Source organism: Streptomyces sp. NPDC007157, from assembly GCF_040634235.1.
In the GTDB taxonomy this organism is placed as follows: domain Bacteria; phylum Actinomycetota; class Actinomycetes; order Streptomycetales; family Streptomycetaceae; genus Streptomyces.
The window spans coordinates 92,716-118,121 of sequence record NZ_JBEYFE010000016.1 but is presented as its reverse complement, the minus strand read 5'-3'; the positions used below and the strand labels follow the sequence as shown (position 1 = coordinate 118,121).

Below are 25,406 nucleotides of genomic sequence, written 5' to 3'. Positions count from 1 at the left end.
CGCACCGTATCAGCCGCACATAAGCCCCTCAAGGCGCGGACGGACTCCTTGACCTCACTGAAATCGTCGTTGCGATACGCAACGAGGGAGGACATTGGGCCAGTTGGGAGTAGGGGGACGCGGACACGAGCCGAACTGTGCGCCGGCGAATCCCGAACGCCCTGCTCGCACACCCTCCACGCCAGGAGCCCTCACCACGCACCCATGAGGCCTGCACGAATCACTCACGTCGGTTTGACCGACGCATGCCATGATTTTTGCCTGGCGGGTGCGGGTGCGGTGCGGGCGCCGGACGGGGACGGCCCTGCGGGTGGTGGCCGGCACGGCCGTGCGCGCGGTGCCGGTCACGGCCCTGACGGTCGTGGCGGCGGTGCCCGAACTGTCGTGGATGCCACGGCGGTTGCCGGTGGCGTCGTCCGAATGGGATCAGCCGGCCGGGTGAAGGTTCGCCGGCCTGAATGACGGGGAGGGTGCCAGGCCGTGATCGAGCCGTCGTACCGCCATCACTGGAAGCCCCCCGAGGGCGAGGAGCTCGTGACGCGCGGCCGGGTGTCCTTCGCGACCGGGGCCGCAGGACGGGTCGAAGGGCGACGCTGGTACCGGGACACGGAACGGCAGGACATCCAGGCCGAGTTGGCGGGATGGCCGGCGGGTCCGACGCATCGCCGACGCTCGTGGTTCGACCGAGTGGTGTGGGACGGCGTGGTGGCGGTGTTCGCCCTCCTGCTCGCCATCGTCCTCGAACTCGTCGGCGGCAGTTCGGCCCAGCCCGACGGCCTCGGCAGGAGCGCGGACCCGGAGAACGAGGAGAAGGACTTCCCGGTGCTGTGGGCGGCTCCCGGCACGATCGCCCGCACCCTCCCCTGGCAGCTCGACCCGGCCCGCCGCCCCGACACGGACGTCACGGAACTGGCCCTGACCGACCGCCGGTTGCTGGTGCTCGGCGGGCTGAAGGACCCCAGGGAACCCTGGGAGGAAGTCCTCTGGGAGACGGACCTCAGCACGGTCGCCGCAGTCGAGCGGCGACCGTTCAGTGTCGGCAAGCGGGACTTCAGGATCACCTTCACGGACGGCTCCTGGTGCCGTCTGACGTCCTTGGAGGGCGAGGCCCTGCTTCGCCATCTGATCGCCGGCTGACCGGAAGAGAGGTGCACCGTGGGCGGATCGGCCAAGCCCGGGCGCCCGAGGGCCGCTCCGGCCGCGTCGCGGGTCCGGGGGCCCGGCGTGAAGAAGGCGAAGAAGGACCGGGACGCTCTCTTCGGATGCCTGATGTTCCCCGGCGTCGGGGGCGGGCTCGTCCTGATGGCGCTGGGCACCACGCTCTGGGGTGACGACGCCTGGCGGTGGGCGGCACGGAACTGGCCGGGCGGGGCGTACGCCTTCGCGGTGTGCCTCGGTGCGGCCGCCCCGCTGCTGGCAGCCCTCTTCCTCCGGACGCTGGACGGCGTGGGGCGCGCGGCCTGGAAGGCCCGCCCGGCCCGCGCCCTGGGCTGGACGGTGCTCGCCGTCCTGGCAGTGGCGTCACTGTTGGCCTTCCTGTCCCTGGCCTTCAACGCGATGAACAGCGGCAAGCGCAAACACCGTTCCGTGGCGCCGAGTTGGGTGTTCACCCATTACCCGTGGCTGTGGGCGGTGGGTATCGCCTCGACGCTCGCTTCGGCGGTGCTGCTGGTGTGGACGCTGGTGATCCTGACCCGGCGTGCCGACGCGGCTAGGACGTGACCCGGACGGTCTTGGCCAGTTCGTCGGTCAGCTCGCACAGGGTGTCCGTGTGGGCCAACGCCCGCCAGGACGTGAGCAGGACGAGCCCCCACGTCTCGTCGGCCCGGATGCCGTACGCGCACGTCTCCATGACCGTCCCCAGCCCGTCCCGGCCGACGTCCTGGACGTACGCGTGCCGGACCCGCACCGCCGGACCCGCGGGAAGGGTACAGAGCTCGGCCTCGGGCGGGCGGTAGGAGACCGGGGTGGGGGCGGCGAGGTAGCGCTGGAGCAGGTCGACGGTCACGGCCGGGTACGTGTCGTCGCCGACCAGCGCGGACAGCTCGATCCGGGCGAGTTCACCGAGGCGCGGCTCGGGGACGTACGACAGCGCCGTGATCGGACCGCGCTCGCGGGAGTCCGCGGCGGCCTCGCGCAGTTCGGCGGCGAGGGCCCGGCGGAGCCGGGGTTCGCCGTCGTCCGGACCTACACGGCGGGTGGCCGCCTCCGCGGCCCATGCGTCCAGGTCGACCCCCGCCACCCGCACCGGCAGGGACACGGCGTCCTCGGGCACCCTCATACGCACCGTGGACGTGGCGAACTCGGGCATCAGGCCATCCATTGCAGGGTGCGGGCGACGGCGTCGAAGAGGCCGACCAGGGCGTCGGCCAACGGCTCCATCGGCGTGGAGAAGGAGAGCAGCAGCCGCTGGTCGCTGCGCGGGACGGCGAGATGGACGTCCAGGTGCGTGACGGCGAGCTTGTTGCCGTCGGGGTCGTCGGCGGCCGGGCGGCGCAGATAGCGGTGGCGTACGGCGGGGCCGGCGGGGAGGTCGACGAGGGTGACGTCCTCCGTCTCCGCGGTCGCGCGCAGGGCGAGGGAGCGGGCGACGTCCCCGAGGTCGCCGGCCTCGGTACCGGGCGGCGGCCGCAGCACGGTGACGACCAGGCCGGCGGAGACCGGGACCTGGCCGAGGACCTGGTTCATGACGTACATCTCGACACCGCCGTTGGCGTGCGCCGCCTCGGCCTGCTCGCGCATCCGCTCAGCGAGCGCGGCCTCCAGCTGCGGACCGGCCTTCGTACGCCGTAGACCGCGCTTGACGAGCTTGTCGATACGGTGCGTCCACCGCTCGGGATCGAGCACGATCCGCTCCCACCCCTCGGGGACGGCGAGGCGGTAGTCGGAGGGGGGTGCGGACACGTTCGTGTTCACCCCGGCCGCACCGGGCGTACTGGCTGTACCGGTCGTACTGGCTATACCGGTCGTACCGGCTGTACCGGCCGTATTGGCTGTCTCGCCGTTCATCCCGCTGCCCCTGCCCCGATCGCCTGGCCGTACCGGTTGCGCCGCCCCATGACGACGACCGTCACCGGCGCCAGCACGAGCACCGCGGCGGCGCCCAGGCAGACGTAGCCCTCAAGGACGCCGCCGATGTCGGACTTGGTGCCGAGGGAGGGCTTGTAGTGACCTGCCGGGTCGACGACGGCCGTGGTCGTCCGCCCGACCCGGTCGGCACAGTTCTGCTTGTTGTCGATCACCTCGTGGACGGACCCGTCCCGCAGCCGGACCCGGCAGTACGTCTCACGGGTCCCGTGCGTCCACTGATGGGTCGGGGCGGCGATGGTGACCGTCTGTTCCACCCCGCGCAGCTGCAAATACCAGGCGTTGGCGAAGTAGGAGCCGACCAGGACCAGTACGAGATAGGCGGCCGCGGTGACATACCGGGCGACGGGGGCCCCGCGGGAGTCACGGGTCTTGAAGGCCACCCAGAACACCGGCAGCCCCAGCACCAGGCCGACGAACGCCGCCGCCTTGCCGATGAACAGGCTGGAGAGCAGGCAGACGGCGACCGAGGCGGCCGCCACCAGGAACAGCCGGGCCCACGGCCACACCGGCGTCCCGCCGCCGTACCCGTTCCGTGCCGGCCGGCCCTCGGAGGTGGGCTCGGAGAACTCCGCGAGGATGGCGCGTACCCGCCGCATGCCGTCCGGGCCGGCCGCGATACGGCGCAGCTCCGGCAGCCCCATGCCCACCTCTTCCAGCGCCCGCTGCCATTTCTCCGGCAGTTCCGCGAACAGTTCGTCGACGGACCGCTCGTCCTCGCTCGCCACGTGATCCTTGCTCTCTCCGCTCTGGGGTACCGGACGGCCGACCGGGTCAGCCGCTGGTGCTCCAGTGCCAGTTGTAGAACGGTGTTCCGCCGGCCCCGATGCCCGGAATCTCCTTCGCCCCCTGGAGGAAGTTCGGTCCGGTGCCCCACGGTTCGCCGGGGTTCGTGTGTGCCAGGTTCGACCAGCCGGCCAGCAGCGGCAGCACCTGGCTGCCGTAGTAGAGGGCCTTGGCCTGACCCGCCATGCTCTTGAACGAGGAGTCCGCGACCTCCGACAGCTTCGGCGCCGATTCCGCGAAGGCCTTGGCCGCCCGGTGCACGGCTGGGGCATCGCGGATGTCGGTCGCGAACCCCTTGAGGTTCAGGGACTCCTTGACCACCGAGCGCATCCGCGGCAGGAGTTTGGCGGGCCCTTCGGACAGCGCCTTGCCGATCTCGCCGGGCTTGACCCCGTTGAGCGTCTCGGCGAGTTCGCGGGCCGCCGTCGGATTCAGCCCGATCTCCCGGGCCAGTTGGAGATCCTTGACCGCGGAGGCGCCCCGGGCGGCCATGGCCGCCTCCTTGGCCGTCGTCCCGAGGACCCGTCCGGCGCCGAAGGACAGCACGCCGACGGCGTCGATGGCGACGTCCAGCCAGGTGCCCTTGCCGTCCAGTGCCGAGATGGTGTCGCAGACCAGGGCGACGACCGAGGCGATGAGCGCCAGCGCGCCGAGCACCTCGCCGAGGACCGGCACCCAGCTGAGGGCGAGGGCCAGCACGCCCAGCACCGCCGCGGCCACCCCCGCCCAGTGCCCGATGTCGGCGACCCAGTCCTTCCAGTTGTCCCACCAGTGGTGCTTGGGGTCCTTCAGACCGTCGTGGTCGATGGCGTCCCGTATCGCCTTGGCGGCGTACCCGGCCTGGGTGTCCCGGTAGTCGAGCGCGGCCCGAAGCTCCCGCTTGGCGGCGTCGAGCTCCCCGTCGGAGGCCTCCTTCTGCCGCTTCAGCTTCTGCTTGTCGGGATGGCTGTCGTTACTCGACGGATGCTGATCGATCTGCTTCTGGTAGTTACTGCTGTCGGTATCGGCCGCGGCGGCCTTCTTCAGCGCCGAACGGACCCGGTTCTGGGCGTGGTTGAGGGCGGTGGCCCAGTTCTCCCGGACGGTGTCGGCGATGGGCTCGTACGGCACGGAGGATCCGAGGGCCGCACCCGCCGCCGCGTACCGCTGGTGCGACTGACCGAGCAGTTTGACGGTGTCGCCGGTCTTCTTGGTGAACTCCCTGCCCGCGTCGGAGTCCCACCCGTTCCCGTCGACGAGGTTGTTCAGCTTGCCGGCCTGCTCCTCGATCAGCTTGGCGGTGTCGGAGATCCGCTTGCCGAGCCGGGCCACCTCGTACGGATCCCCCGGCGTGAACTCCTTGTCGTCGTACCGAGCCGTCTGCCAGTCGACACCGGAGAAGTCGTGATCGCTCACTTGTCCCCCGACTGGGCCTTGAGCAACGCGCCGGCGAGATGCTGATCGACCCCGTCGTAGGCCTTGGCCGCCTCGCCCGCGGTCTTCCCGAGAAACTCCAGCCCGTCGCAGAGCTGCTTGCGCTTCTTCTTCCAGTCGTCGGCGAAGTCGTCCAGGGCACCGGCCACATCACCGGACCCGATCTCGGAGCCGTACGAGTCGACGAGATCCTTCGCATGTTCAAAGTTGGACTTCAGCTTCGCGACAGACCGGCTGATCTCCCGCAACTCGCTCGTGGACACCTTGACGTGATCCGCCACCGCTAACCCCCGTGAACGCCTGCCTACCCGTCCGCCCCGTAGGACACAGACGGCCACGGTCACTGTGTGTCAAGGGTTTTCGGAGCCACAACCAACGAACTACAAAAGGAACCCAAGGAAACCCAAAGGAGCGGGCCCAACGCCCTACGGACCACACCGCCCCCACCTCGCATCCACGCCACCCTCACAACCGGCCCGGGCCGGACACCACACCCCACCCTCGCACCCCCGCGCACCGGGTTTGCCGGGACGTCCACCAGGGCGAAACCGAGCACTCCACCGATGAACGGTCACCGCCGAGGAGATGCGCAGCGAGGCGCACACGCACGTGATGCGACGGCCCCGACCGGGGAGCCGCCGACGTACATCAGTCGATTGAGCACGACGCGACTCCCCCTTCGAAGTGCCCCACGGGCCCAGAAGGAGGCCCCCTCCCCCTCAATCTGAAGAACGCGGCGCACTCCATTCGCAAGGCCGCTCGCCAGCTCGACAGCTGGGAGGGCGAACTCGAGGAGTTCCAGCGGCGGGCCAAGAAGCTGGAGCAGGAGGCCAAGGACGCGCAGGACACCTTGGACACGGCGAAGGGGAACGCCGCGAAGGCGAAGAACGACCCCGGCCTCAAGGGCAAGGGAAGCGAGCACGACAAGGCGCAGAAGGGTCGGACCAGCGCCAACACGGCGGTGGAAACGGCCCAGTCCGAGCTCGACAAGATCATCGGCCGTGCCGAGAAGCTCGCCGAGGAACACGAGGACAAGGCCCAGTACCGCGCCGGAAGGATTCGCGACGCCACACAGAGACTGGCACCGCACGAACCCGGCCGGCTGGAGGAATTCGGCGACTGGTTCACCGAGAACCTGCCCGACATCCTGAGTTTCACCGCGGGTGTCATCGGCCTGGTGGCGCTGTTCGTGGCGACCGGCGGTGTGGCCGCGGCCGTCCTGCTGCTCACGGCCGCCGCGCTGAGCGCGACCGCCCTCACCATGCGGCTGAGTGACTCCGAGGTGCTCGCCTCCCTGAAGGACGGCTTCACCAAGGGGGAGTTCGACTCCGACTTCTGGGGCAACGTGGTCAGCCTCGATGGCGACGTTCTTGGCGCGATTCCGGGTGTGGGTGCCGTGGGCCTGGGCGCCCGTGGAGCGGTGAACGCCCTGCGGGCCGGCGAGGAAGCGGCGGAGTCGGGCCTTCCGCCGACCCCACTGCTCCAGGTCCACGCCTGCCTTCCCCACCCGGACCACAAGCGCATGGCGGTTCTCACACTGAGCACCACCGCGGTGGAACGACGTGTCCAATACCGCGCGATGCTCCACGGCATCGCGGAACTCACCAGCTTCGAATCGCCTTTGGACGAAGGGCGGAAAGAGCGGTGAAGGAGGGGCGCGGGCACACGACCGACAGGGACCCAGCGCGCGGCGCTCTCCCATCGGCTGCGACTCGTGCCGGGAAGCGTGGACGGCAAGAGCCGCACCACTCCCACGGCCCGTTCGCCCCACTGGCGGAGCAACGTCCTCCTGATACCGTCGGCCAGAAGCGCCGAATTGCTTGCCGATTCCGTTAAGCGAACAACAGAATCGGAACAATTAACCAACCGTCGGGAGGATTCAGCGCATGGGGGACGTAACGACTCGTACCGCCTTCGATGATCCGGACACATTGCGTGCGTGGCAGCGTGTGCGTCGGCGGACCATCACGACAACGACTTTGTGGGTGCTGTCCCTGCCGGGCTTTTTCGTGCTGGAGACGGTTCTCTGGGAGTCGTTGGTCGGCGGCTCCCTCCCGGTGTACGTGATGGTAGTTCCCATCATTGTCTCGGTCGTCGGGATTGCCGTGTCCGACTCCCGCCGGGTACAGCTGAAGAACATGCGGGGAATCCTGGCCACCTATCCCTGGCAGGACCACGCCCCACTCAAAAGCAACGCTCCGGCGGACATCAGCTACCTGAAACTCCCCAACCCTGACAACCGACAAAAGGGTGTCAGCGTCGCCGTCCGGCGATACGGGCTCACGGGCAGGCGTTGGCGAAGCGCGGTGGCCAACGCCAGGAGCCGGGGTTTCAAGTTCGCCGGGGACCCGCGATTCGGCACTGTGATCGCGCTTCAGGGCGTGAATGAGCTGGGCACGGCAAGGCCCACGCATGTGCTCGCCCTGAGCAAGGGAGCCCGGCCTGACGGTGTCAGCGAGACGGCTTGGCAGCGCGCTCAAGCAGCCGGCATCTCCGGGGAATCACCGTTGACCGAAGAAGAAGTCCGACAACTGCAGGCAGAGGGGAAGTAATGCTCCGTGCCTGAATTCATCTACACCCCGCTTGCCGACCAGGAAGACGTCGAGGACGGGCTCTTCCTCGGTCACCTGGACGTCACAGGAAACGCAGGGACCGCCACCACACGTACCACCGGCCGACCGGACGGCGGTATGGGAATCATCCTCTTCCCCGACTTGGTGGACCTGCTCGACGGCGTGGCGGAGCTATTGCGGCGCGGGCGCGGCAGGTTCGCCACCTCCGGCATGGGGCCGACGCTGACGTTCAAGCTGAAGGGCGGCGTCATGTCGATCAAGCACCGTCTGAAAGTGATCGACGAGTCGTCGCCGCAGGCTGTCGCCGATGCGGTCTGGACCGCATCGCAGAGGCTGTCGGACAGCCTCCTGGCGCGTGTCACGACATCGACTGAACACACCGACATCATGGAAGACGGCAACATCGGGTACATCGACTACCGAGTTCAGTTGCCTGCAGCCATGTCGAGGTTCCAGGAAGCACGCCAGTCACTTACGAGCTGAACTGTGCCCTGGCAGGCAGTATGCCGGGTTTGTAGCCACCGCCGCCACCCGCGCCACTCAAGCCATCCAGGATGACACCGTTGGTGTCGAAGCTCGCGCCGAAGAACACCGAATTCACCGTGGCTCGGGTCACGCTTTTCACAAGGCTTTCGACGCCGCCGGTGATCATCTGACCCCTGGGATTCTTCCCGGCGAGGGTCGTGCCGAGATCCCGATACTCTCTGCGGGAGAGGTTGGTGAACCTGCTGTCGTTAATAACCTTGGGAAGCTTTTTGAAACCCTTGCTGACCAAGGGCGTCATACCGGCTCCGATGGCATTACCGACAAGATTGCCCAGGGCATTCTTCTGGACATCGTTCCAGCCTCCGTTGAAGGCATCCTTGAGGGTGGTTTTGAGCTCTCCGGTGGCGAACGCGTAGGCGACCTTACGGAAGCCCTTGAGGTCTTCGCCCATACGCCACATTTTAATGAGCCGGCTACACGCGATCTCGGCCTTCCTGACCCGCAGTGCAGTCCTGAAGCCACCCACCAGCTTGCCGGCCTTCGCCACCATGGCCAGCCTGCCGACAACGGGAATGCAGTCCAGCACCGCGAAAACGAGATCTCCCCAGCCTGCTTTGCCTTGTGCGAACTTGGCTATTGTGTCCGCCAGGACGACCAGAGCTGCGGCCACGATGATGATCACAAGCCAGGGAGCGGCCACAAAGAGCGCGATGATGCCTGCGACCGCCACCACGATCTTGCATGCCGTGACAAAGCCGTCCCAGTGGTCCGCCACCCAGTCGCCGAACTTCTCGTACCACTTCTTGTTGTGAATCCCAGCATCAGAGGCACTGTGGATGTCGTGGACGAGTTTCGTCGCGGCCTTGTCCTGGTCCTTGCCGGCGTTCTCCGCCTTGGCCTTGAGCTCCGCCAACTGCGCGTTCAGGCTGGCGACCTGTCCCTGCGCCGCCTTCTGATGCTCGTTGGCGTGCTGGGCGTCCCGCGTCGCCTTGCGGACCTTCTCCGGGTCGGGTGCGGGGGCGCCGCCGGTGGGGTTGTTCAGCTTGCCCTGTGCCGACTTGGCGCGGTTCGCCGCGGTGGTGGCACTGGCCAGCCGGGACTGCGCCCGGGAGAGGTCGCCGCGCAGCGTCCGGGCCTTGGCGAGCGCGTGGTCCGCCGTCGTCTGGGCGAGTTCCAGCTTCCCGGCGTAGGTCACCAGGGCGCCCGAAACCATCTCGTACGAGTCGTGCAGCTTCTGCAGTTGGCCGGGCAGTTTCCCGATCTGCTCCTTGAACGCCTCCATGGCCTTGCCGGCCGACTCCTTGAGGACGGAGTCCTTCGAGGCGGAGCGGATTCCCCTGAGCACAGTGGCCACGTCTTCGACGAAGGTCTTGTACCGCTGGCCCTGGAGTTTGACCTCGTGCGGATCGCCGGGCGTCGGGTCGTCGTGCAGGTCGAGGTTGTGCCAGTCGGCGGGGCGGACCATTGGGCTCAGCTCTCCGTGTCGAGGTCGGCGCGGTAGACGAAGCGAAAGGTGCCGGTGATGAGGTCGAAGAGCTCCAGCATCGGCTCGACCAGCGCCAGTTGGGGTGTGCTGGCGCTGATGACGGCGACCTTCGGGTTGCCGTCCGGGAAGGGGATGAGGGTCTGCATCATCACCGCGCGATAGCTGCGGTTGTCGTCGGGAATCTCGATGTCCTCGATGCCTTCGGTGCGCGCGGCCTGGCCGGCGTCCGGCAGCTCCACGAGGCGCACGCGACGCCACGGATCGGTCGGCCGACGGCCGGGGGCGATCGGCGTCAAGACACCCATGAGCGTGTCCAGTCCCGTGACGGCGGTCTCGCCGGTGGTCTCGTTCACCGCCGCGCTCACGCTGACCGTGAGGCTGGCCACCATCGGCTCGTCGTCGACGATCTCGCACATGGAACCGGAGTAGACGACGTTGTTCTTGCGGGCCTCGCGGGCCACCTTCTTCAGGGTCTTGACCAGATCGGCCTGGTGCTCGGCCAGTTCCGGCCGCTGCTTGACCCGCTCGGCCACCACGTCGCGGATCGAGCGGTTCACCGTGGCGGGGTGGACGTCGAACTCGTACCAGGTACTGGGGACCTGGATGTTGATGCCGATGACGTCCCCGGGGGCCGCTCCGGCGAAAGGGTCCTCGGCGGCGGGCTCTTCGGTGCGGGGGGCGTCAGTTTCCACCCTTGCCCTCCTTCTCGTGCTTTCGGACGGCGTTCCGGAGATCGACGTCGAGCTTGGTCATCTTGTCGACGATCTCCTGCGCCATCTTCGCCACGTTCTCGAGGCCGACGTCGATCTCCTTGCGGCCGTCCTTCCAGCCGTGCATGAAGTCTTCCATCGCGTCGAAGGCCGTGCTCGAGCCCAGCTCTCCGTCGCCCAGTTTCCGGTCGACCTGGCCGGTGTCGTCCATGCGCTGTTTGATCGACCGCAGTTGACCCGCCAGGTCGTCGAGGCCGGCAAGGCTCAGGACGAGATCGCCGTTGGACATGTCCGGTATCCCCCAATACCTCAGATTGCGCCGCCATGGCAGAAGTCGCTTTTGCAATGCGGCCGTCGGAGCTTACTGCTCATCACGTGCACGACGACTGCCGACCGATCCATTGCAGCACACACGTTACAGGCGACGGCCGTGTCCACTCCGGCCGCCTTGGCGGCACCGGAGGCCCGGGACGCCCCTTACGGGGCATGGAGTTTGCCGCTCGCTCCGCACACCCGATCGAACACAAAGCGCGACAAAGAAGCACGGATACCTTCGACCGCCCAGCCTCTGGCTGTTCACGTTGGCGAACCTCCGTTCGCACGGCACCGCCAGCCGCCTTGAATAATCCTTTACCTCCAATCGATTCAGCCTTCCCCTGGCCTTCCGCCAGGAGCCTGCGGGACAGCACGGCCTCCGGCTGCTCCTGAGCTGCTACCAGGTCGACGCGGAGGGCGCGGTGGCCGGCATTCGGGCCGAACCGGTGCCGTACACATCGGCATACCCGCGCGCACGTACCCGAGACGGCCGACACCGCGATAGCGAAACGCAACTCACCCCTCACGGCAGCCGAGCGCAGCGCCCGACACGTCCGAGTCGTCATCCTTTCAGGCACGATCAGGACACAGGTCACACCTCCGTGCACCCCATGCGCCCCGAATTGTCACCATCCACAGGGAAGTTCGCTCTGGCGAAACCGAGAACCTCCCCGATAGCGTCGGGTCTCTTGAATGGACTTTTTTCTCACGGGGAGTTCACTGTGAAGCGCCGCACCTTGCCCGCCGCTGCCGCGCTGGCGGCAACCGCAGCACTGCTGTTGACCGCCTGCGGCAGTGGGGACGACAAAGCCAGCGACAAAGACAAGATCGCCGGCGCCGACCAGGAAACGAAGACGCCGACGCCTTCGGCATCCGCTTCGGGAGCCCCAGCAGAGGACAAGCCGGACGGCGTGGACGTGTCCCTGCCCAAGGACGTGAACCTGGTCTTCGACTGGGAGAAGCCGAAGGACAAGAACGAGGCGGCGGCGATGGATGATGCCGCAAACTTCCTCCGCGCCATCTACCGAGGCGTCGACAAACGCACAACCCAAGACGCGGCCGTCGCCACGTACGCCACCGACGGTGGACTGAAGTACGCGGATGCGCAGATCAACGCCTATATCAAAGGCGGCTGGAAGGTCACCGGCACCCGGCGCCACTACAACGCCACCACGCGGTCCACCACGAACGGCAAGTCGGTGGAGGTGGCGTTCTGTTCGGATTCGAGCAAGTTCTACGGCAAGGAGACCAAGACCGGGAAGGTCCTCAAGACCGATCCCAGCGTCAAGGACTTCGACTACTTTAAGATCATCATGGTCAAGTACCCCACGGGTGCGGACCTGTGGCAGGCGTCCAAGGTATACGTCGAGACGGAGGCGACAAAGTGCCAGTGAAGGAAGCACGCCGTCCGCTCGTCACCATCGCAGCACTGGCACTGACACTGACTCTCAGCCCCCTCGTCCTCACAGGGCCCGCCCACGCAGCAACGGGAGTTGGCACTGGCACGGGGGCCGGCACAGAGCAGTCGGCTGGCAGCGGCGACAAAAGCATCTACGCCGCCGCAAAGATCCAGTACTCCGGCGCCGTCACCAAGACCGGCGGCACCGGAAACGTGACGTCCTCCGACGTCAACTGGACGCCCCCGCCCTGCTGGTACGCCCCCTACCTCGGTGCCAAGGACTTCAAGAAGAAGATGTCCGGGCAGATCGAGAGCGCCAAGAACACGCCCGGCATGGGCGGCACCGCGGGCGCGGCGATCGGCGAGATGCAGCGCCACTACGAGGACGACTACGGCTGGACCGACACCCCCGGCTACAAGGACTACAACGTCGACAAGGACGGCAAGGGGATGTTCTGGGCCGCCGTCGAGAATCCCGACGAACCCGACATACTCAAGCGGAGCTCCTGCAACGACCTCCCCTTCTGGGTCGACAACGGCGACACCCCACCGGCCCGGTACGAAGAGGCCATCAAACCGGAGATCCTCGCCGCCCTCGCGTACCAGCGCATGCAACTGCCCGACACCAAGGTGACCCTCGCGCCTGAGGCCACCACCAAGGTGAATCTGCCGACCTGGGCCTGGCTCGACAAGGCCGTCTTCGACGAGGTCCAGGCCACCGCCGCCATCAACGTCCCCGGCTTCGGCATCCAGGCCACGACCACCGCGAAGCCCGTCTCCCTCAAGCTCGAACCCGGCACCGCGGACGCCGAGACCTTCCCCGCCTCCGGCGAGTGCGCCATCAACGCCGACAGCTCCATCGGCCGGCCCTACTCCAAGGGAGACGCCGACAAGACGCCGCCCTGTGGAATCAGGTACCTGCACTCCTCCGGTGACGGCGTCTTCAAGCTCCGCGCGACCATCACCTGGAAGATCTCCTGGACAGGCACCGGCGGCGCGGGCGGAGACCTGCCCGACGGCACCTTCGGCACCACCCAGGACGTCACCGTCCAGGAAATCCAAGCCGTCAACCGCTGATCAGACGCGTGTGACCGCGTCGGGGTGTCCGATCAGGAAGGGTCCGAAAGCGGTGGTCGTCACACGATCCACCGCAACGACTCCGCGATCGAGTCGCAGAGTCGGCGCATGGGGCCGGTCACTCCGCTGAGCGGCACCGCGAAGGCCAGGGCCAGATAGCCGACGCCACCGGGCATCCGGACGTACAGGTCCAGAGTCGTCGGGCCGAGGACCCGTACGGTCTCCCCCGCGGGAAGGACGACGGTCGAGACCTCCGCGGCGGACGCGTTCTGCCCTTGCTTCGCTTCGAGTGACTCCTGGAGATCCCGGGGGGTCAGTCCCCCGGGGCGAGGGATCAAGGAGACGATGAGCGAGGCGGGCAGGATGCCGCCGCCGTCCAGTTCCGGTCTCAGGAAGAACTCCAGCGCACCGGTCCTGACCCCGGCCTCGGCGGTGTTGCGCAGGGTGGCCCAGGCCTCCTGTTTGAGCTCGGCCGGAACGTTCCTGCCCTCGGCCTGGTGGTCCACGAACGTCTTCAGCTGGGCACGCCAGCGGTCCTGGGTGAGATCGATGCGGAACCAGTCCCGGGGGACCAGGATCCGGTAGTCCTTGGGAGGTGCCGTCGCGTCGGGCTCCGCGGTCATCAGGACATCACCATCGGCTTGCCCGACTCGTTGAACAGGCGGACGCTCTTCACGACGCCGGCGAACATGGCCGAGAAGACCTCCCAGGCCCGCGGTGTGGGGGTGCCCATCTCCAGAACCAGGACCGTCCCGTTGCTGAGCGGTATCTGGACCTGGATGAAGGAGGTCACCACCGGCTCGTCGGATCCGGACGCGGTGAGGCTGCCCGGCAGACTCCCCTTCCGGGTCCCGATGCAGGACACAGCGGGACCGCACGGCAGCTCGATCTCGCTGACCTCTCCCATGCCGAGGTGCCGCATCGTCGAGCCCAGGAACCCCACGGGATGCGCGCCTGCCCTCTCGTCCAGATCGGTCATGCTGACGGTGACCGTCGCCGTGCACCGCTCCCCGTCGACCTCTGTCAGGACGAAGCCGGAGTACTGGACGCCGGCCTCGACGAAGGTGTCGTAGTGCGCGGCGACCATGACCGCCCACTCGAGTTGCACGTCGAAGGTGGCCTCCGGCATCACGGCACGGGCGAGTTCGACGAGTTGCTCGGCGGTCTCGTCCAGGCTCTCCGAGTCCATCGGGATCTCGAAAAAGCCCTCCGGCATGATCCAGCGGACGTCGATGCCGGGGCCACCGATCGAGCCCTGAACATTCTCTTCAGCTGCTACGGCGCTCACGACTGGCCTTCTCCATCGGTGGTTTGCGGTTCGTCCGCTTCAGGGTGGAACGTGGCCGCGAAGGGATACGGCCCGTAGTGGGGATAGTGGGCGGGAATGTCCGCCCCCTCCCTGCGCGCAAGATGCGCCAGCTCCCGGTATCTCCTCGCCCGGGAACGGAGATTCTGACGTACCGGGTCGCCCCAGTGAGCCACGGCGGTGCGCACGTACACGGCGAGCAGGATCAGTACGACGGCGGCAGTCACGGCCGCATAGACGACGCGTGCGGTGCCCGACTCCCAGTACTGGACCACGCCGCCCCAGTACACCGCGGCGCCGAAGCCGATGATCGCCAGCGGGACACCGGTCTTGAACCCCGCGTTGAACATCGCGGTCTCGTCCTCGTGCCGAAGCCGCAGCATACGAAGGACGGCTCCGTCGTCCAGGAAGTCGAAGCGGAGTTCTCCGCTCGACCGGTCCGCGAGCGCCTTGGCGGCAGGGACAGCGGCGATGACCTCGCCGGGGACGAGCCGGACGGGATCCGTGCCCCTGCGGCCGACGAACTCCCCTTCGTCGAGGTCAGTCGAGTCGCTCACTTGGATCGACCTCCTTTCATGCGGTGTGCACCGGCTTCGGAACCGCCACGGCTACGCGGCGAGAGCCGCGTGGAACGGCTTCGGCGAAGGCTGGGGCGACGGGCTCGGGGTCGGGGTCGGCTTGGCCGTTTCCGGCTCCTGGTAACCAGTGGTCCCGCCGTTCTCACCGCTGAACATCCGGTGGAGCGCGCTTGCGAGGCCGTTCCCCTTGATGACCGCCGTGATCTGCTTTCCGCCGATGGGTGCGAACTTCTCCGGCAGACCGGCGACGTTGAGCCTCTGTCCGAGCTTGAGGCCTTGGGCAAGAACCTTGTTCGTCATGCTCACACTGAGGCCGTTGAGGAAGTTGTGCCCGACCCCGTCGAGCCCTCGGAGGGAGGCCTCGCCCCAGGTGCCGACCTTGCCGAAGGCCTTGAGCTTGGCCAGCCCCTTGAGTTTGGACACGGCCTTGAAACCCTTGAGCGCGCCGAGCCCCGGAAGGACTCCGAGGAAGTCCGTCCCCAGCGTCAGCCAGTTGACCTTTCCACCGCGCACCGTCATGTCGTAGGCGTGGCCGGCCAGGGCCGCCGCGCTGCTGAGCACCGCGAGGGTGGCGAAGATGGGCACCAGGAACTGCAGCGGCGGGATGAACGCACAGACGACCGCGAGGACGGACAGGATCGCGGAGATGTTGGAGAACGTGTCCGCCCAGTCGGCGAGCCAGTTCATGAATCCGCCCGGGTCGCGCACCGCGTCGTGGTGGACCACATCCTTGATATGGCGGGCGGCACGGTCTCCGGCGTCGTCGAAGATGTCCCTGGCGTCCTTGACTTCCTTACGCGCCCGACCGATACGGTGCAGCGCCTCGTCGCGCTTCCTCTCCCAGCGCTCGTACTCGGGCTTGTCCGCCTCGGGTATCTGACTGACGAGGTACTTGTCCGTGAACTTCTTCACTTCCCGGTCGGCGAGATCGTGATCGGACTCGGCCTCACGGTAATCCGCCAAAGCCTTGTCGGCCTTCTTCTGAGCCCGGTGCAACTCGCCGGCGAATTCCTTTGATTCGCCTTCGGCCACCTTGGTACCCACGGCTTTGGACGCCTCGTCGTACCGCTCGAACGCCTTCTTGAGCCGGTCGCCGGCACCGTCCGCGATCTCGTTGAAGGCCCGGCCGGCATCACTGTCCCAGCCCTCCACCGAGGACAGCGCCTTGATGACCCGCGCCTGTTCGTCGATCATGTCGGCCATCTGCCGCAACTTCCGCCCGAGGGCGGCGACTTCGTCAGGATCCCCCGGAGTGGGATCCTCGTCCCACAGCGGCGGCCAATCACCGGATCGCCTGCTCACTTCTTACCCTTCCCCGTGTTGTCGGCAATTGCCTTGGCCAACTCATGGTCGATCTCTTCGTACTTCTGGGCCGCGGCTCCGGTGTACTCGGCCAGCTTCTTCAGTTCCTTCGACAGTTTCTTCCGCGTCTTCTTCCACGTGGTACTGAACTCGTCGAAGGCGTCTTTCAGGCCGCCGTGCCCCAGTTCGTCCTCGTAACCGTCCGAGGGGTTCCCGTGCTGGTCAAACTCATTGTGGAGCTTGCCCAGCGTCCGAGAGCACCCCTTGATCATGTCGAGGTCGTACCTGATTCTGTCCGCCATTGAAAAAATCCCCCATCATGGACATGAGACACTGCCGCGAGACTTCCTTCGGCAAACGACTTGGAAGGTGGAACGGATTTGTCCACGAGCACCGACCGCACCGTACGGGACCGACTAGGCGTCACACCCGACGCAGCAGCCTGGTGCACGATCGGCAAGATCCCCGAGCCGCCCGCCGAAGCACACCGGGCAGCAGGAGCAGGGCCGTTGCGTCCTGCCTCCATACGACCGCTCGGCATGCTCGGCGTCGCCCTGGGATCGCCCCTGCTGTTCATCGGCAAGCTGCTGAGCCTTCTCGGCGCCGGTGAAGAGGCCCTCAAGCGCATGCTGTCGACCACGGGGGAGCAGGAGCGCCACCGCGCCGCGAAGCTCGACGAGAAGCGGCGGGACGAGGCCGTCGTCGAACTCGGTCTCGACAGGACCTTCGACGGCGACTGGAACGGAGCGGCCGGCCGTCTCCTCCTGCAGTGGTACGGCCATTCCTCCCACCACCAACGCCTGGTCGCGCTTGCCGGGGACCGCATCCTGCTGGCCGCTCCGCCCAAACGCGTGTCCGTCCGCCGGGACGCGCTCATGCGGGTCGTCACCGAGATTCCGGCCGGGGACGCCACCCTCGCCGACCCCCTCCCCGCGTTCGAGAACGACCGGCTGCTCCTGAGCTTCAGGGACGGTTCGTGGCTCACGCTCACGACCGAGGAGTGGGGCAGCGAGCTGCACACCTACCTGATGCGTCGTCCGCAGCCGGGCGAGACCCAGGCCACCGAGGCCTGACAGCCGGGTGCGACGGAGCACTTGACGTGCTCCGTCGCATCCAGTCGTTCAAAGACCTCGGACTTTACTAACCCTTGGCCTGCTTCGCCAGCTGGTCGTCCAGCTGCTCGTACGCTTCCTTGGCCTTCTTCAGGAAGTCCGAGAGGCCGTGCAGGCCCTGGATCGTCTTCGTCGCACCCTTGGTGAAGTCCTTCATGGAGTCGTCGTACGCTCCCGAGGCCTTCTGGGTGGTGAAGCCCTCCTCCACCAGTGCCGAGACACGCTTCTCGATGTTCTTGATCTTGTCTTCGAGCTCGTGCATGTCCTTGATCAGGTCGCCCGCGACCTTCTCCATCTCGGCATAAGTAAGGTCTGTGTCTTTACCCTTGCCCATGTCGGCATCCCTCCCGTTGTGTTGTGGCCGCCCCAGGGCTCGCCCCCGTGGCTTGCTCGGACGGATCGGCCGGTCCTGACCCGGCCGTCCCATGAGCAAAGATCCTACGGGTGGGAGGCACGTGGCCGCAGGGGCCTCGTGCGAGGGAATCGTGAACCGACGCAATCCCGTTGCACCCGGGAAAGCCCGTCCGGCTAAGGTCACACCGAATGTGCCGGGCCTGCGAGGAGGACGAACGTGCGCCTGAGTCTGACCGTCGTCGACCCGGTCGGCGGTGCCACCGCCGACGTCGTACTCGACGCCGATCCCGAGTCGACGGTCGGCGACGTGGCCCGGGAGCTGGCCGGGCAGGTCGGTCTGCGCTACCCGGACAGCGGCGAGGTCGCCCAGGTCATACCCATCGGCTCCCCCAGGGGTGCCGCGGCCGTCCGGACGGCCGGTCCCCTCGCCTACGTCGACGGCTACGCCCTCGACCCCGCCGCCACCGTCGTCGGCTCGCCGCTGCGCGACGGTGTCGTCGTCAGCCTGCACGACCCCGCCGGGTGTCTGCTCGGCGAACCCACCGGGATCGTGGAGTTCCGGGTCGCGGGCGGTCCCGCGGCCGGTGCCGTGCACCGGCTCGGAGTCGGGCGGTACGACATCGGCACCGGCCCCGCCTCCCATATCCGCGTCGAGGACCCGGAGTTGCCGGCCCGCGCCGCCACCCTCACCATCGCCATCGACGGCACCTGCAAGGTGCAGACGCACACCGACAACGCCCGGCTGGACGGCGAGGAGTTCGAGAGCGGCGGTGACTGGCCGCTCGGCGCCCAACTCGCCCTCGGCAACACCCTGCTGGAGATCACCGGGTACGCCCCGCCCAACGCCGCCCTCAAGTGGTCCGACGACGGTGCCGGGCTCGACTACAACCGGCCCCCGCGGCTGCGCCCCGCCGAGCACCAGACGCACTTCTCGCTCCCGAACCCGCCCGGCGACTACGAGGCCCGCCCGCTGCCCTGGCTGATGGCGCTGCTGCCGCTCGTCGGCGCCGTCGTCTCCGTGCTGATGTTCGGGCGCTGGTACTACCTGATCATGGCCGTGATGAGCCCGGTCATGCTCTTCGGCAACTACTTCATGGACAAGAAGCACGGGCGCAAGTCCCATGCCAAGCAGCTGAAGGAGTACAAGGAGCACAAGGGGCGGATCGAGAACGACGCCCAGGACGCCCTGAAGACCGAACGGAGCGACCGGCGGGCCGCCGTGCCCGACCCCGCCGCTGTGCTGACGTACGGCACCGGGCCGCGCACCCGGCTCTGGGAGCGGCGCCGTACCGACGCCGACCATCTGCTGATCCGTTTCGGCACCGGGCGCGTGCCCTCCGAGGTCGAGCTCGACGACCCCGAGCAGGACGAGCACAAGCGCAAGGTCCGCTGGTACATCGAGGACGCCCCGGTCGCCCTGTCGCTGCGCGACCTCGGGGTGATCGGCGTGGCCGGGCCCGGTGACGCGGCGCATGCGCTGGGGCGTTGGGCGGTCGCCCAGACCGCCGTCCTGCACAGCCCGATGGACGTGCAGTTCTACGTCCTCACCGACAACGACGCCGGCACCCGCTGGGACTGGGTGCGCTGGCTGCCGCACTCCCGGCCGGGCGGCGGCCAGGACGTGAACGTCCTGATCGGCACCGACTCGGAGACGGTCGCCGCCCGCGTCGGCGAGCTCACCCAGCTCCTCGACGGCCGGCAGAAGGCCCTTCAGCAGGGCGGGCGCAACAAGACCGACGGACCCGCCTTCTCCGATCCGGACATCGTGATCGTGTGGGACGGGTCGCGGCGGCTGCGGTCCATGCCGGGCGTGGTGCGGCTGCTGAAGGAGGGGCCGGGGGTGGCCCTGCGCTCCATCTGTCTCGACGAGGAGGAGCGGTTCCTGCCGGGCGAGTGCCAGGGCGTCGTCGTCGCCGAGCCGGTGGCGGCCAAGGACGCGCCCGCGACGGCCGTGGCGCAGCAGGCGGCCGGCGGGTTCCCCTCCTTCCAGGCCTGGCACCCGCAGGCCCAGCAGGGCCAACAGGGCGCCGAACAGGCTCCGCAGGACCTGGAGTTGCGGCTGCGGGTCGAGCAGAGCGGAGCGCTGCGCAAGCGCGGCGTACGGCCCGACTTCGTCTCCCCCGCCTGGTGCGCCCGGCTCGCCCGCTCCCTCTCCCCGCTGCGGGACATCAGCGGCGAGGCCGAGGACTCGGCGCTGCCCGCCGCCAGCCGGCTGCTCGACGTGCTCCAGCTGGAGCCGCCGACCCGGGACGGGATCGCCGCGCGCTGGCGGATGGGCGGGCAGTCGACGATGGCGGTCATCGGGGAGTCGTACGACGGCCCGTTCGGCATCGACCTGCGGCGCGACGGGCCGCACGGCCTCATCGCCGGTACGACCGGTTCCGGCAAGTCCGAGCTGCTGCAGACGATCGTGGCCGCGCTGGCGGTGGCGAACACGCCGGAGAACATGACCTTCGTGCTCGTCGACTACAAGGGCGGCTCGGCGTTCAAGGACTGTGTGAAGCTGCCGCACACCGTGGGTATGGTCACCGACCTCGACGCCCATCTCGTGGAGCGGGCGCTGGAGTCGCTGGGCGCGGAGCTGAAGCGGCGTGAGCACATCCTCGCCGCCTCCGACGCCAAGGACATCGAGGACTACCAGGACCTGGTGCGCCGCAACCCCTCGCACCCCTCCGTCCCCCGGCTCCTCATCGTCATCGACGAGTTCGCGTCGATGGTGCGGGACCTGCCCGACTTCGTCACGGGCCTGGTGAACATCGCCCAGCGAGGCCGGTCCCTCGGGATCCACCTCCTGCTGGCCACCCAGCGGCCCTCCGGTGTGGTCTCCCCGGAGATCCGCGCGAACACCAACCTGCGGATCGCGCTGCGTGTGACCGACGCGGGTGAGTCGACGGACGTGATCGACGCGCCCGACGCCGGGCACATCGCGAAGAGCACGCCGGGCCGGGCGTACGTCCGGCTCGGGCACGCCTCGCTGATCCCCTTCCAGTCGGGCCGGGTCGGCGGCCGGCGGCCCGGTGCGGCCGACCCCGCGACCCTGGCGCCCTGGGCCGGGGCGCTGTCCTGGCAGGACCTCGGGCGGGCCGCGCTGCGCAAGCCCAAGTCCGAGGCCAAGGAGGACGACGAGATCACGGACCTGAAGGTGCTGGTGGACGCCGTGCGCGAGGCCAACACCGCGCTCGCGATCCCGGCCCAGCACTCGCCGTGGCTGCCCGCCCTGGACGACATGCTGCTGTTGGAGGACGTGCCGGCCGTGCAGGCGCAGGGCGCGCTGCCCGCCGCCCCGTACGGTGTCGAGGACCTGCCCGCCGACCAGGCCCGCCGTGCGGTCGCCGTCGACTTCGCGAGTTTCGGGCACCTCATCGTCGCCGGTGCTCCGCGCACCGGACGCTCGCAGGTGCTGCGCACCATCGCGGGGTCGCTGGCCCGCACCAACTCCTGTGCGGACGTGCACCTGTACGGCATCGACTGCGGCAACGGCGCGCTCAACGCGCTGACCCGGCTGCCGCACTGCGGCGCGGTCGTCGGCCGTAACCAGACCGAGCGCGTCGAGCGGCTGATGGCCCGGCTCTCCGGGGAGCTGAGTCGACGCCAGGAGCTGCTGGCCGACAGGGGGTTCGCGGACATCGGCGAGCAGCGGGCCGCCGTGACGGAGGCGGAGCGGCTGCCGCACATCGTGCTGTTCCTGGACCGCTGGGAGGGCTGGCTGCCCACCCTCGGCGAGCTGAACCACGGTGATCTCACCGACCAGATCATGGTGATGATGCGGGAGGGCGCGAGCGTCGGCATCCATCTCGTGCTCACCGGTGACCGGCAGATCCTGGCCGGACGGATCTCCTCCCTCACCGAGGACAAGTACGGTCTGCGGCTCGCCGACCGCGCCGACTTCTCCATGCTGGACATCAACTCCCGCAAGGTGCCCGAGGAGATCCCGCCCGGCCGCGCCTTCCGCAGCGAGACGGCCGCCGAGACGCAGTTCGCGCTGCTGTCCGCGGACACCACCGGGCAGGGGCAGGCCGCCGCGATCGTCGCGATCGGCGAGGCGGCCCAGACCCGGGACGCCCAGGTGCCGCGTGCCCGGCGCCCGTTCCGGGTGGACGTGCTGCCCGGCCGGATCTCCTTCGAGGACGCCTGGGCGATGCGGGATCCCGCCGCGGCGGCTTCTCCGCTGTGGGCCCTGGTGGGGGTCGGCGGCGACGAACTGACCGCCTTCGGGCCGGACCTGGCGCAGGGCGTTCCGGCCTTCGTGATCGGCGGTCCCGCCAAGTCCGGCCGTTCCACGACCCTGTTGGGCTTCGCCCGCTCCTACCTGGCCAACGGCGTGCGGCTCGTCGTCGCCGCGCCCCGGATGTCCCCGCTGCGGGAACTCGAAGGCCAGGAAGGCGTGTTGAAGGTGTTCACCGGGCGGGACATCGACGAGGACGAGTTGACCGAGGTCATCGCGTCGGCGTCCCGGGCCGAGCCGATCGTCGTGCTGGTCGACGACGCCGAGGTGCTGGACGACTGCGACGCCGAGGACGTCTTCAAGCGGATCGTCGAGAGCGGGGCCGAGGAGGGACTCGCCGTGGTCATCGCCGGTGACGAGGACGAGATCTGCGACGGCTTCTCCGGCTGGCAGGTCGACGCGAAGAAGGCCCGCCGGGGCATCCTGCTCTCCCCGCAGGAGTCCGGCTCCGGCGAGCTGATCGGCATCCGGACGACCCGCAACATGGTCGGCGGGCCCGTCACCCCCGGCAAGGGCATGCTGCACCTGGGCAGCGGGGAGCACGTCACGGTGACCACCCCGCAGTAGTCCTGGGGCGGTCGGGCGGGGGGCTCAGTCCCCCGCCCGCGACATGACCGCCACCGGGTTTCCCTCCGCCGAGCTGTCCGACGTGTAGATCAGCTCGCCGTCGCTCGGGGTCAGATACACCGTGGTGGGGTCCGGGTCGCAGCCGTCGTGGTTGCCCTCGACGCCCTTCGATGTCGCGACGAGTTTCTTGGCGGTGACCGACGTCAGGGTGAGTACGTCCGTGCAGACGCCGCCCAGCTGGTCGGTCTGGCGCAGGCGGCCCAGCTCCCGGCCGACCTTGGTCTGCCGGACGGTGACCCGGAAGGTGCCGATGGGCAGATTGCCGTCCAGGGCGGTGGCCGAGCCCTCCCAGGTGCCCAGGTAGGCGGCCGGGACGGGCCCACTGCCCGACGAGGAAGAGGAAGAAGGCGACGACGCCGTGGGTGAGGTGCCGGTGGCGCCGGTGTCGCTGTTCGGGCCGCCGCCGTCGCCGCCGAGGTACGGCTTCAGCAGGAACCCCGCCCCGACGGTCACCACCGCCAGCGCCCCGGCCACCGCGAGCGCGACCGTGCAGCTCACCCGGCGCCCGCGCCCGCCCTCCCCGGCCGGTACGGCGGTCGCCGCGACGCTCACCGAGACCTTCCCCGGGGGTACGCCCGGCGGCACGGCGTCACGCTGCTCGGGTACGACTGCGGGCCGCACCGTCGGCGGCGGCCCGAACTCCCCCGCCGTCACCGGAACGCCCGCCGGGACGTCCGCGGGAGCGTCCGCAGCAGCACCGGCCCCCGCGGAACCGCCCCCGAAGGCGTCCACCGAAGGCGTGCTGAACTCCACCGGACCGGACGCCGGTACCGCCGCCTCCGTCACCTCCAGGTTCAGCACCTCCACCGCGCTCCGGCTGACCCGCTCCACCAGTGCCCCCGGCAGCCAGCCGCCCGCCACCAGTCGTGCGGCCCCCTCCGGAGCCAGCCGCCGGGCCACCTCCCCGGGGGTCGGCCGCGCCCCCGCCTCCTTCACCAGGCAGGCCTGGGTGACCTCCCGCAGCGCTCCGCTCAGCGAGCCGAGTTCGGGTTCCTCGTGGACGACCTTGTAGAGCAGGGCGGCGGAGGAGTCGCCGGGGAAGGGCGGTACGCCGTTCGCCGCGTAGGCCAGCACCGCGCCGAGCGAGAAGACGTCCGCGGCGCCGGTGACGCCCTTGCCGAGGATCTGCTCGGGGGACATGTATCCCGGGGAGCCGATCGAGACGCCCGACGATGTCAGCGAGGCCGTGCCGTCCGTGGCCCGGGCGATGCCGAAGTCGATGAGCAGCGGGCCGTCGAGGGTCAGCAGCACGTTGGACGGCTTGACGTCCCGGTGCACCAGCCCCAGTTCGTGGACGGCGGCCAGCGCCTCCGCGAGGCCCGCGCCCAGCGCCCGTACCGAATGCGCGGGCAGCGGCCCGCCGTCCACGACGGCGGCCGCCAGCGACGGGCCCGCCGCGTAGGCCGTGGCGACCCAGGGCACCGGCGCGTCCGGGTCGGCGTCCAGGACCGGTGCCGTCCAGGCACCGCCGACCCGCCGGGCGGCCGCCACCTCGCGGCGGAAGCGGGCCCGGAACTCCTCGTCCAGGGCGAAGTGCGGATGCACGATCTTGACCGCGACGGTCCGGCCGCCGGCCGAACGGCCCAGATAGACGCGGCCCATGCCGCCGGAGCCGAGCCGGCCGAGCAGCCGGTACGGTCCGACGGTCGTAGGTTCGTCACCCGCGAGCGGCTGCATGTCCCCACCCCCCAGTAAGTCCGGGCAGCAGCCTATTGCCTGTCAGGCCTCCAGCAGATCGACCTTCACATCCGCCGCGAACCCGGTCGTCGGGCCGACCCGGCGGGCGAACTCCTCGACCGCGGCCAGCTGCGGCGCGCCGAAGCTGAAGTCGAGGGTGGTGAAGTACTGGGCCAGGGTCGCCTCGTCGAAGGCCTCCCAGCGGGCGGCCTGTTCGGCGACCTTGGCGACCTCTTCCAGGGAGAGGTTGCGGGAGTCCAGGAAGGCGCCGTGCACCTCGCGGGTGATGTGCGGCTCGCGCTCCAGGTAGTCCCGGCGCGCCGCCCACACCGCGAAGACGAACGGCAGGCCCGTCCACTCCTTCCAGAGCGCGCCGAGGTCGTGCACCTGGAGGCCGAAACGCGGGGCGTCCAGCAGGTTGGCGCGCAGGGCCGCGTCGCCGATGAGCACCGCCGCCTCCGCCTCCTGCATCATCAGGCTGAGATCGGGCGGGCAGGTGTAGTAGTCGGGCTGGACGCCGTAGCGGTCGGCGAGCAGCAGCTGGGCCAGGCGGACCGAGGTGCGCGAGGTCGAGCCGAGGGCGACCCGGCGGCCGTCCAGCTGGTCCAGCGGCACCTGCGAGACGATCACGCAGGACATCACCGGGCCGTCGCAGCCGACGGCGATGTCCGGGAAGGCCACCAGGTCGCCGGCGTTGCGCAGGAACTCGACGAGGGTGATGGGCCCGATGTCGAGGTCGCCGCGCACCAACTGCTCGCTGAGCTTCTCAGGGGTGTCCTTGGTCAGCTCGAAGTCGAGAAGGGTGCCGGTTCTCGCGAGCCCCCAGTAGAGGGGCAGGCAGTTCAGGAACTGGATGTGGCCGACGCGCGGCCGGGTGCGAGAATTGTCCACAT

The 25,406-nt window shown here is 68.9% G+C and carries 26 protein-coding genes; 10 read left to right on the top strand and 16 right to left on the bottom strand.

Annotation, left to right across the window (positions count from 1 at the left end):
- Nucleotides 1-250: 250 nt before the first annotated feature.
- From ABZ642_RS27405 to ABZ642_RS27395, 3 genes are all read left to right on the top strand, one after another.
- The gene (locus ABZ642_RS27405; protein WP_360489102.1) at nucleotides 251-442 is read left to right on the top strand and encodes a hypothetical protein; all 192 of its coding nucleotides are present in this window, start codon (nucleotides 251-253) and stop codon (nucleotides 440-442) included.
- Nucleotides 443-480: 38 nt separating this feature from the next.
- Nucleotides 481-1,137: a hypothetical protein gene (locus ABZ642_RS27400; protein ID WP_360489101.1), complete on the top strand. Its 657-nt coding sequence runs from the start codon at nucleotides 481-483 to the stop codon at nucleotides 1,135-1,137.
- 87 nt (nucleotides 1,138-1,224) lie between these two features.
- On the top strand, nucleotides 1,225-1,722 hold the full coding sequence (locus tag ABZ642_RS27395) for a hypothetical protein (protein ID WP_360489100.1): 498 nt from the start codon (nucleotides 1,225-1,227) through the stop codon (nucleotides 1,720-1,722).
- On the opposite strand, the gene ABZ642_RS27390 is transcribed toward ABZ642_RS27395, so the two are convergent.
- The 5 genes from ABZ642_RS27390 to ABZ642_RS27370 form a co-directional block, all read right to left on the bottom strand.
- On the bottom strand, nucleotides 1,712-2,311 hold the full coding sequence (locus ABZ642_RS27390) for a hypothetical protein (protein ID WP_360489099.1): 600 nt from the start codon (nucleotides 2,309-2,311) through the stop codon (nucleotides 1,712-1,714). The genes ABZ642_RS27395 and ABZ642_RS27390 overlap by 11 nt on opposite strands.
- On the bottom strand, nucleotides 2,311-2,904 hold the full coding sequence (locus ABZ642_RS27385) for a hypothetical protein (RefSeq protein ID WP_360489098.1): 594 nt from the start codon (nucleotides 2,902-2,904) through the stop codon (nucleotides 2,311-2,313). Before ABZ642_RS27385 ends, ABZ642_RS27390 begins: the two co-directional genes overlap by 1 nt.
- Nucleotides 2,905-3,005: 101 nt before the next feature.
- Entirely contained in the window at nucleotides 3,006-3,815 is an 810-nt protein-coding gene (locus tag ABZ642_RS27380) for a hypothetical protein (protein ID WP_360489097.1), read from the bottom strand.
- Between the two features lie 46 nt (nucleotides 3,816-3,861).
- Nucleotides 3,862-5,268: a hypothetical protein gene (locus tag ABZ642_RS27375; protein WP_360489096.1), complete on the bottom strand. Its 1,407-nt coding sequence runs from the start codon at nucleotides 5,266-5,268 to the stop codon at nucleotides 3,862-3,864.
- Nucleotides 5,265-5,567 (bottom strand): hypothetical protein, encoded by a 303-nt coding sequence (locus ABZ642_RS27370; protein WP_360489095.1) that lies wholly within the window; start codon nucleotides 5,565-5,567, stop codon nucleotides 5,265-5,267. Before ABZ642_RS27370 ends, ABZ642_RS27375 begins: the two co-directional genes overlap by 4 nt.
- Before the next feature lie 569 nt (nucleotides 5,568-6,136).
- Here ABZ642_RS27370 and ABZ642_RS27365 point away from each other — a divergent pair.
- The 3 genes from ABZ642_RS27365 to ABZ642_RS27355 all read left to right on the top strand — a co-directional run bounded on the left by ABZ642_RS27365 (nucleotide 6,137) and on the right by ABZ642_RS27355 (nucleotide 8,342).
- Entirely contained in the window at nucleotides 6,137-6,934 is a 798-nt protein-coding gene (locus tag ABZ642_RS27365) for a hypothetical protein (protein ID WP_360489094.1), read from the top strand.
- Nucleotides 6,935-7,172: 238 nt separating this feature from the next.
- Nucleotides 7,173-7,838 (top strand): hypothetical protein, encoded by a 666-nt coding sequence (locus ABZ642_RS27360; RefSeq protein ID WP_360489093.1) that lies wholly within the window; start codon nucleotides 7,173-7,175, stop codon nucleotides 7,836-7,838.
- A 6-nt stretch (nucleotides 7,839-7,844) separates the two neighbouring features.
- The gene (locus ABZ642_RS27355) at nucleotides 7,845-8,342 is read left to right on the top strand and encodes a hypothetical protein (protein WP_360489092.1); all 498 of its coding nucleotides are present in this window, start codon (nucleotides 7,845-7,847) and stop codon (nucleotides 8,340-8,342) included.
- Here the strand turns inward: ABZ642_RS27355 and ABZ642_RS27350 are convergent.
- From ABZ642_RS27350 to ABZ642_RS27340, 3 genes are read right to left on the bottom strand one after another with little or no spacing between them, the layout of a single operon-like run.
- On the bottom strand, nucleotides 8,332-9,810 hold the full coding sequence (locus tag ABZ642_RS27350; RefSeq protein ID WP_360489091.1) for a putative T7SS-secreted protein: 1,479 nt from the start codon (nucleotides 9,808-9,810) through the stop codon (nucleotides 8,332-8,334). The genes ABZ642_RS27355 and ABZ642_RS27350 overlap by 11 nt on opposite strands.
- A gap of 5 nt (nucleotides 9,811-9,815) precedes the next feature.
- Complete coding sequence (locus ABZ642_RS27345) at nucleotides 9,816-10,523, bottom strand: hypothetical protein (RefSeq protein ID WP_360489090.1); 708 nt, start codon at nucleotides 10,521-10,523, stop codon at nucleotides 9,816-9,818.
- Nucleotides 10,513-10,830, bottom strand: coding sequence for a hypothetical protein (locus ABZ642_RS27340; RefSeq protein ID WP_360489089.1), 318 nt, complete (start codon nucleotides 10,828-10,830; stop codon nucleotides 10,513-10,515). Before ABZ642_RS27340 ends, ABZ642_RS27345 begins: the two co-directional genes overlap by 11 nt.
- 748 nt (nucleotides 10,831-11,578) lie before the next feature.
- Here ABZ642_RS27340 and ABZ642_RS27335 point away from each other — a divergent pair.
- Both ABZ642_RS27335 and ABZ642_RS27330 read left to right on the top strand, forming a co-directional pair.
- Complete coding sequence (locus ABZ642_RS27335; RefSeq protein WP_360489088.1) at nucleotides 11,579-12,250, top strand: hypothetical protein; 672 nt, start codon at nucleotides 11,579-11,581, stop codon at nucleotides 12,248-12,250.
- Entirely contained in the window at nucleotides 12,241-13,332 is a 1,092-nt protein-coding gene (locus ABZ642_RS27330) for a hypothetical protein (RefSeq protein ID WP_360489087.1), read from the top strand. Before ABZ642_RS27335 ends, ABZ642_RS27330 begins: the two co-directional genes overlap by 10 nt.
- Nucleotides 13,333-13,391: 59 nt before the next feature.
- On the opposite strand, the gene ABZ642_RS27325 is transcribed toward ABZ642_RS27330, so the two are convergent.
- Genes ABZ642_RS27325 through ABZ642_RS27305 form a run of 5 tightly spaced genes read right to left on the bottom strand, consistent with a single transcriptional unit; the run spans nucleotide 13,392 to nucleotide 16,820 of the window.
- Complete coding sequence (locus tag ABZ642_RS27325) at nucleotides 13,392-13,955, bottom strand: hypothetical protein (protein WP_360489086.1); 564 nt, start codon at nucleotides 13,953-13,955, stop codon at nucleotides 13,392-13,394.
- Nucleotides 13,955-14,620: a hypothetical protein gene (locus ABZ642_RS27320; protein ID WP_360489085.1), complete on the bottom strand. Its 666-nt coding sequence runs from the start codon at nucleotides 14,618-14,620 to the stop codon at nucleotides 13,955-13,957. The genes ABZ642_RS27325 and ABZ642_RS27320 overlap by 1 nt, the downstream gene beginning before the upstream one ends.
- The gene (locus ABZ642_RS27315; RefSeq protein WP_360489084.1) at nucleotides 14,617-15,195 is read right to left on the bottom strand and encodes a hypothetical protein; all 579 of its coding nucleotides are present in this window, start codon (nucleotides 15,193-15,195) and stop codon (nucleotides 14,617-14,619) included. Before ABZ642_RS27315 ends, ABZ642_RS27320 begins: the two co-directional genes overlap by 4 nt.
- Nucleotides 15,196-15,246: 51 nt before the next feature.
- Nucleotides 15,247-16,518, bottom strand: a complete 1,272-nt coding sequence (locus ABZ642_RS27310) for a putative T7SS-secreted protein (protein ID WP_360489083.1) — start codon at nucleotides 16,516-16,518, stop codon at nucleotides 15,247-15,249.
- Entirely contained in the window at nucleotides 16,515-16,820 is a 306-nt protein-coding gene (locus tag ABZ642_RS27305; RefSeq protein WP_360489082.1) for a hypothetical protein, read from the bottom strand. Before ABZ642_RS27305 ends, ABZ642_RS27310 begins: the two co-directional genes overlap by 4 nt.
- Nucleotides 16,821-17,027: 207 nt before the next feature.
- Here ABZ642_RS27305 and ABZ642_RS27300 point away from each other — a divergent pair, with 207 nt between their 5' ends.
- Complete coding sequence (locus ABZ642_RS27300) at nucleotides 17,028-17,591, top strand: hypothetical protein (RefSeq protein WP_360489081.1); 564 nt, start codon at nucleotides 17,028-17,030, stop codon at nucleotides 17,589-17,591.
- 67 nt (nucleotides 17,592-17,658) lie between these two features.
- On the opposite strand, the gene ABZ642_RS27295 is transcribed toward ABZ642_RS27300, so the two are convergent.
- Nucleotides 17,659-17,964: a WXG100 family type VII secretion target gene (locus ABZ642_RS27295; RefSeq protein WP_351317920.1), complete on the bottom strand. Its 306-nt coding sequence runs from the start codon at nucleotides 17,962-17,964 to the stop codon at nucleotides 17,659-17,661.
- 237 nt (nucleotides 17,965-18,201) lie between these two features.
- Here ABZ642_RS27295 and ABZ642_RS27290 point away from each other — a divergent pair, with 237 nt between their 5' ends.
- Nucleotides 18,202-22,776 carry an FtsK/SpoIIIE domain-containing protein gene (locus tag ABZ642_RS27290; RefSeq protein ID WP_360489080.1) on the top strand — a complete coding sequence of 1,525 codons (4,575 nt, stop codon included), beginning with the start codon at nucleotides 18,202-18,204 and terminating at the stop codon, nucleotides 22,774-22,776.
- A 24-nt stretch (nucleotides 22,777-22,800) separates the two neighbouring features.
- On the opposite strand, the gene ABZ642_RS27285 is transcribed toward ABZ642_RS27290, so the two are convergent.
- Nucleotides 22,801-24,513, bottom strand: coding sequence for a serine/threonine-protein kinase (locus ABZ642_RS27285; protein ID WP_360489079.1), 1,713 nt, complete (start codon nucleotides 24,511-24,513; stop codon nucleotides 22,801-22,803).
- A 42-nt stretch (nucleotides 24,514-24,555) separates the two neighbouring features.
- Nucleotides 24,556-25,404, bottom strand: coding sequence for a menaquinone biosynthesis protein (locus tag ABZ642_RS27280; protein ID WP_360489078.1), 849 nt, complete (start codon nucleotides 25,402-25,404; stop codon nucleotides 24,556-24,558).
- Nucleotides 25,405-25,406: the final 2 nt, after the last annotated feature.

What these genes read in the sequence shown, in the direction of transcription:
- ABZ642_RS27360 (WP_360489093.1), top strand. Translation starts at nt 7,173, where the DNA reads ATGGGGGACGTAACGACTCGTACCGCCTTCGATGATCCGGACACATTG.
- ABZ642_RS27405 (WP_360489102.1), top strand. Translation starts at nt 251, where the DNA reads ATGATTTTTGCCTGGCGGGTGCGGGTGCGGTGCGGGCGCCGGACGGGG.
- ABZ642_RS27325 (WP_360489086.1), bottom strand. Translation starts at nt 13,955, where the DNA reads ATGACCGCGGAGCCCGACGCGACGGCACCTCCCAAGGACTACCGGATC.
- ABZ642_RS27305 (WP_360489082.1), bottom strand. Translation starts at nt 16,820, where the DNA reads ATGGCGGACAGAATCAGGTACGACCTCGACATGATCAAGGGGTGCTCT.
- ABZ642_RS27390 (WP_360489099.1), bottom strand. Translation starts at nt 2,311, where the DNA reads ATGCCCGAGTTCGCCACGTCCACGGTGCGTATGAGGGTGCCCGAGGAC.
- ABZ642_RS27350 (WP_360489091.1), bottom strand. Translation starts at nt 9,810, where the DNA reads ATGGTCCGCCCCGCCGACTGGCACAACCTCGACCTGCACGACGACCCG.
- ABZ642_RS27285 (WP_360489079.1), bottom strand. Translation starts at nt 24,513, where the DNA reads ATGCAGCCGCTCGCGGGTGACGAACCTACGACCGTCGGACCGTACCGG.
- ABZ642_RS27295 (WP_351317920.1), bottom strand. Translation starts at nt 17,964, where the DNA reads ATGGGCAAGGGTAAAGACACAGACCTTACTTATGCCGAGATGGAGAAG.
- ABZ642_RS27340 (WP_360489089.1), bottom strand. Translation starts at nt 10,830, where the DNA reads ATGTCCAACGGCGATCTCGTCCTGAGCCTTGCCGGCCTCGACGACCTG.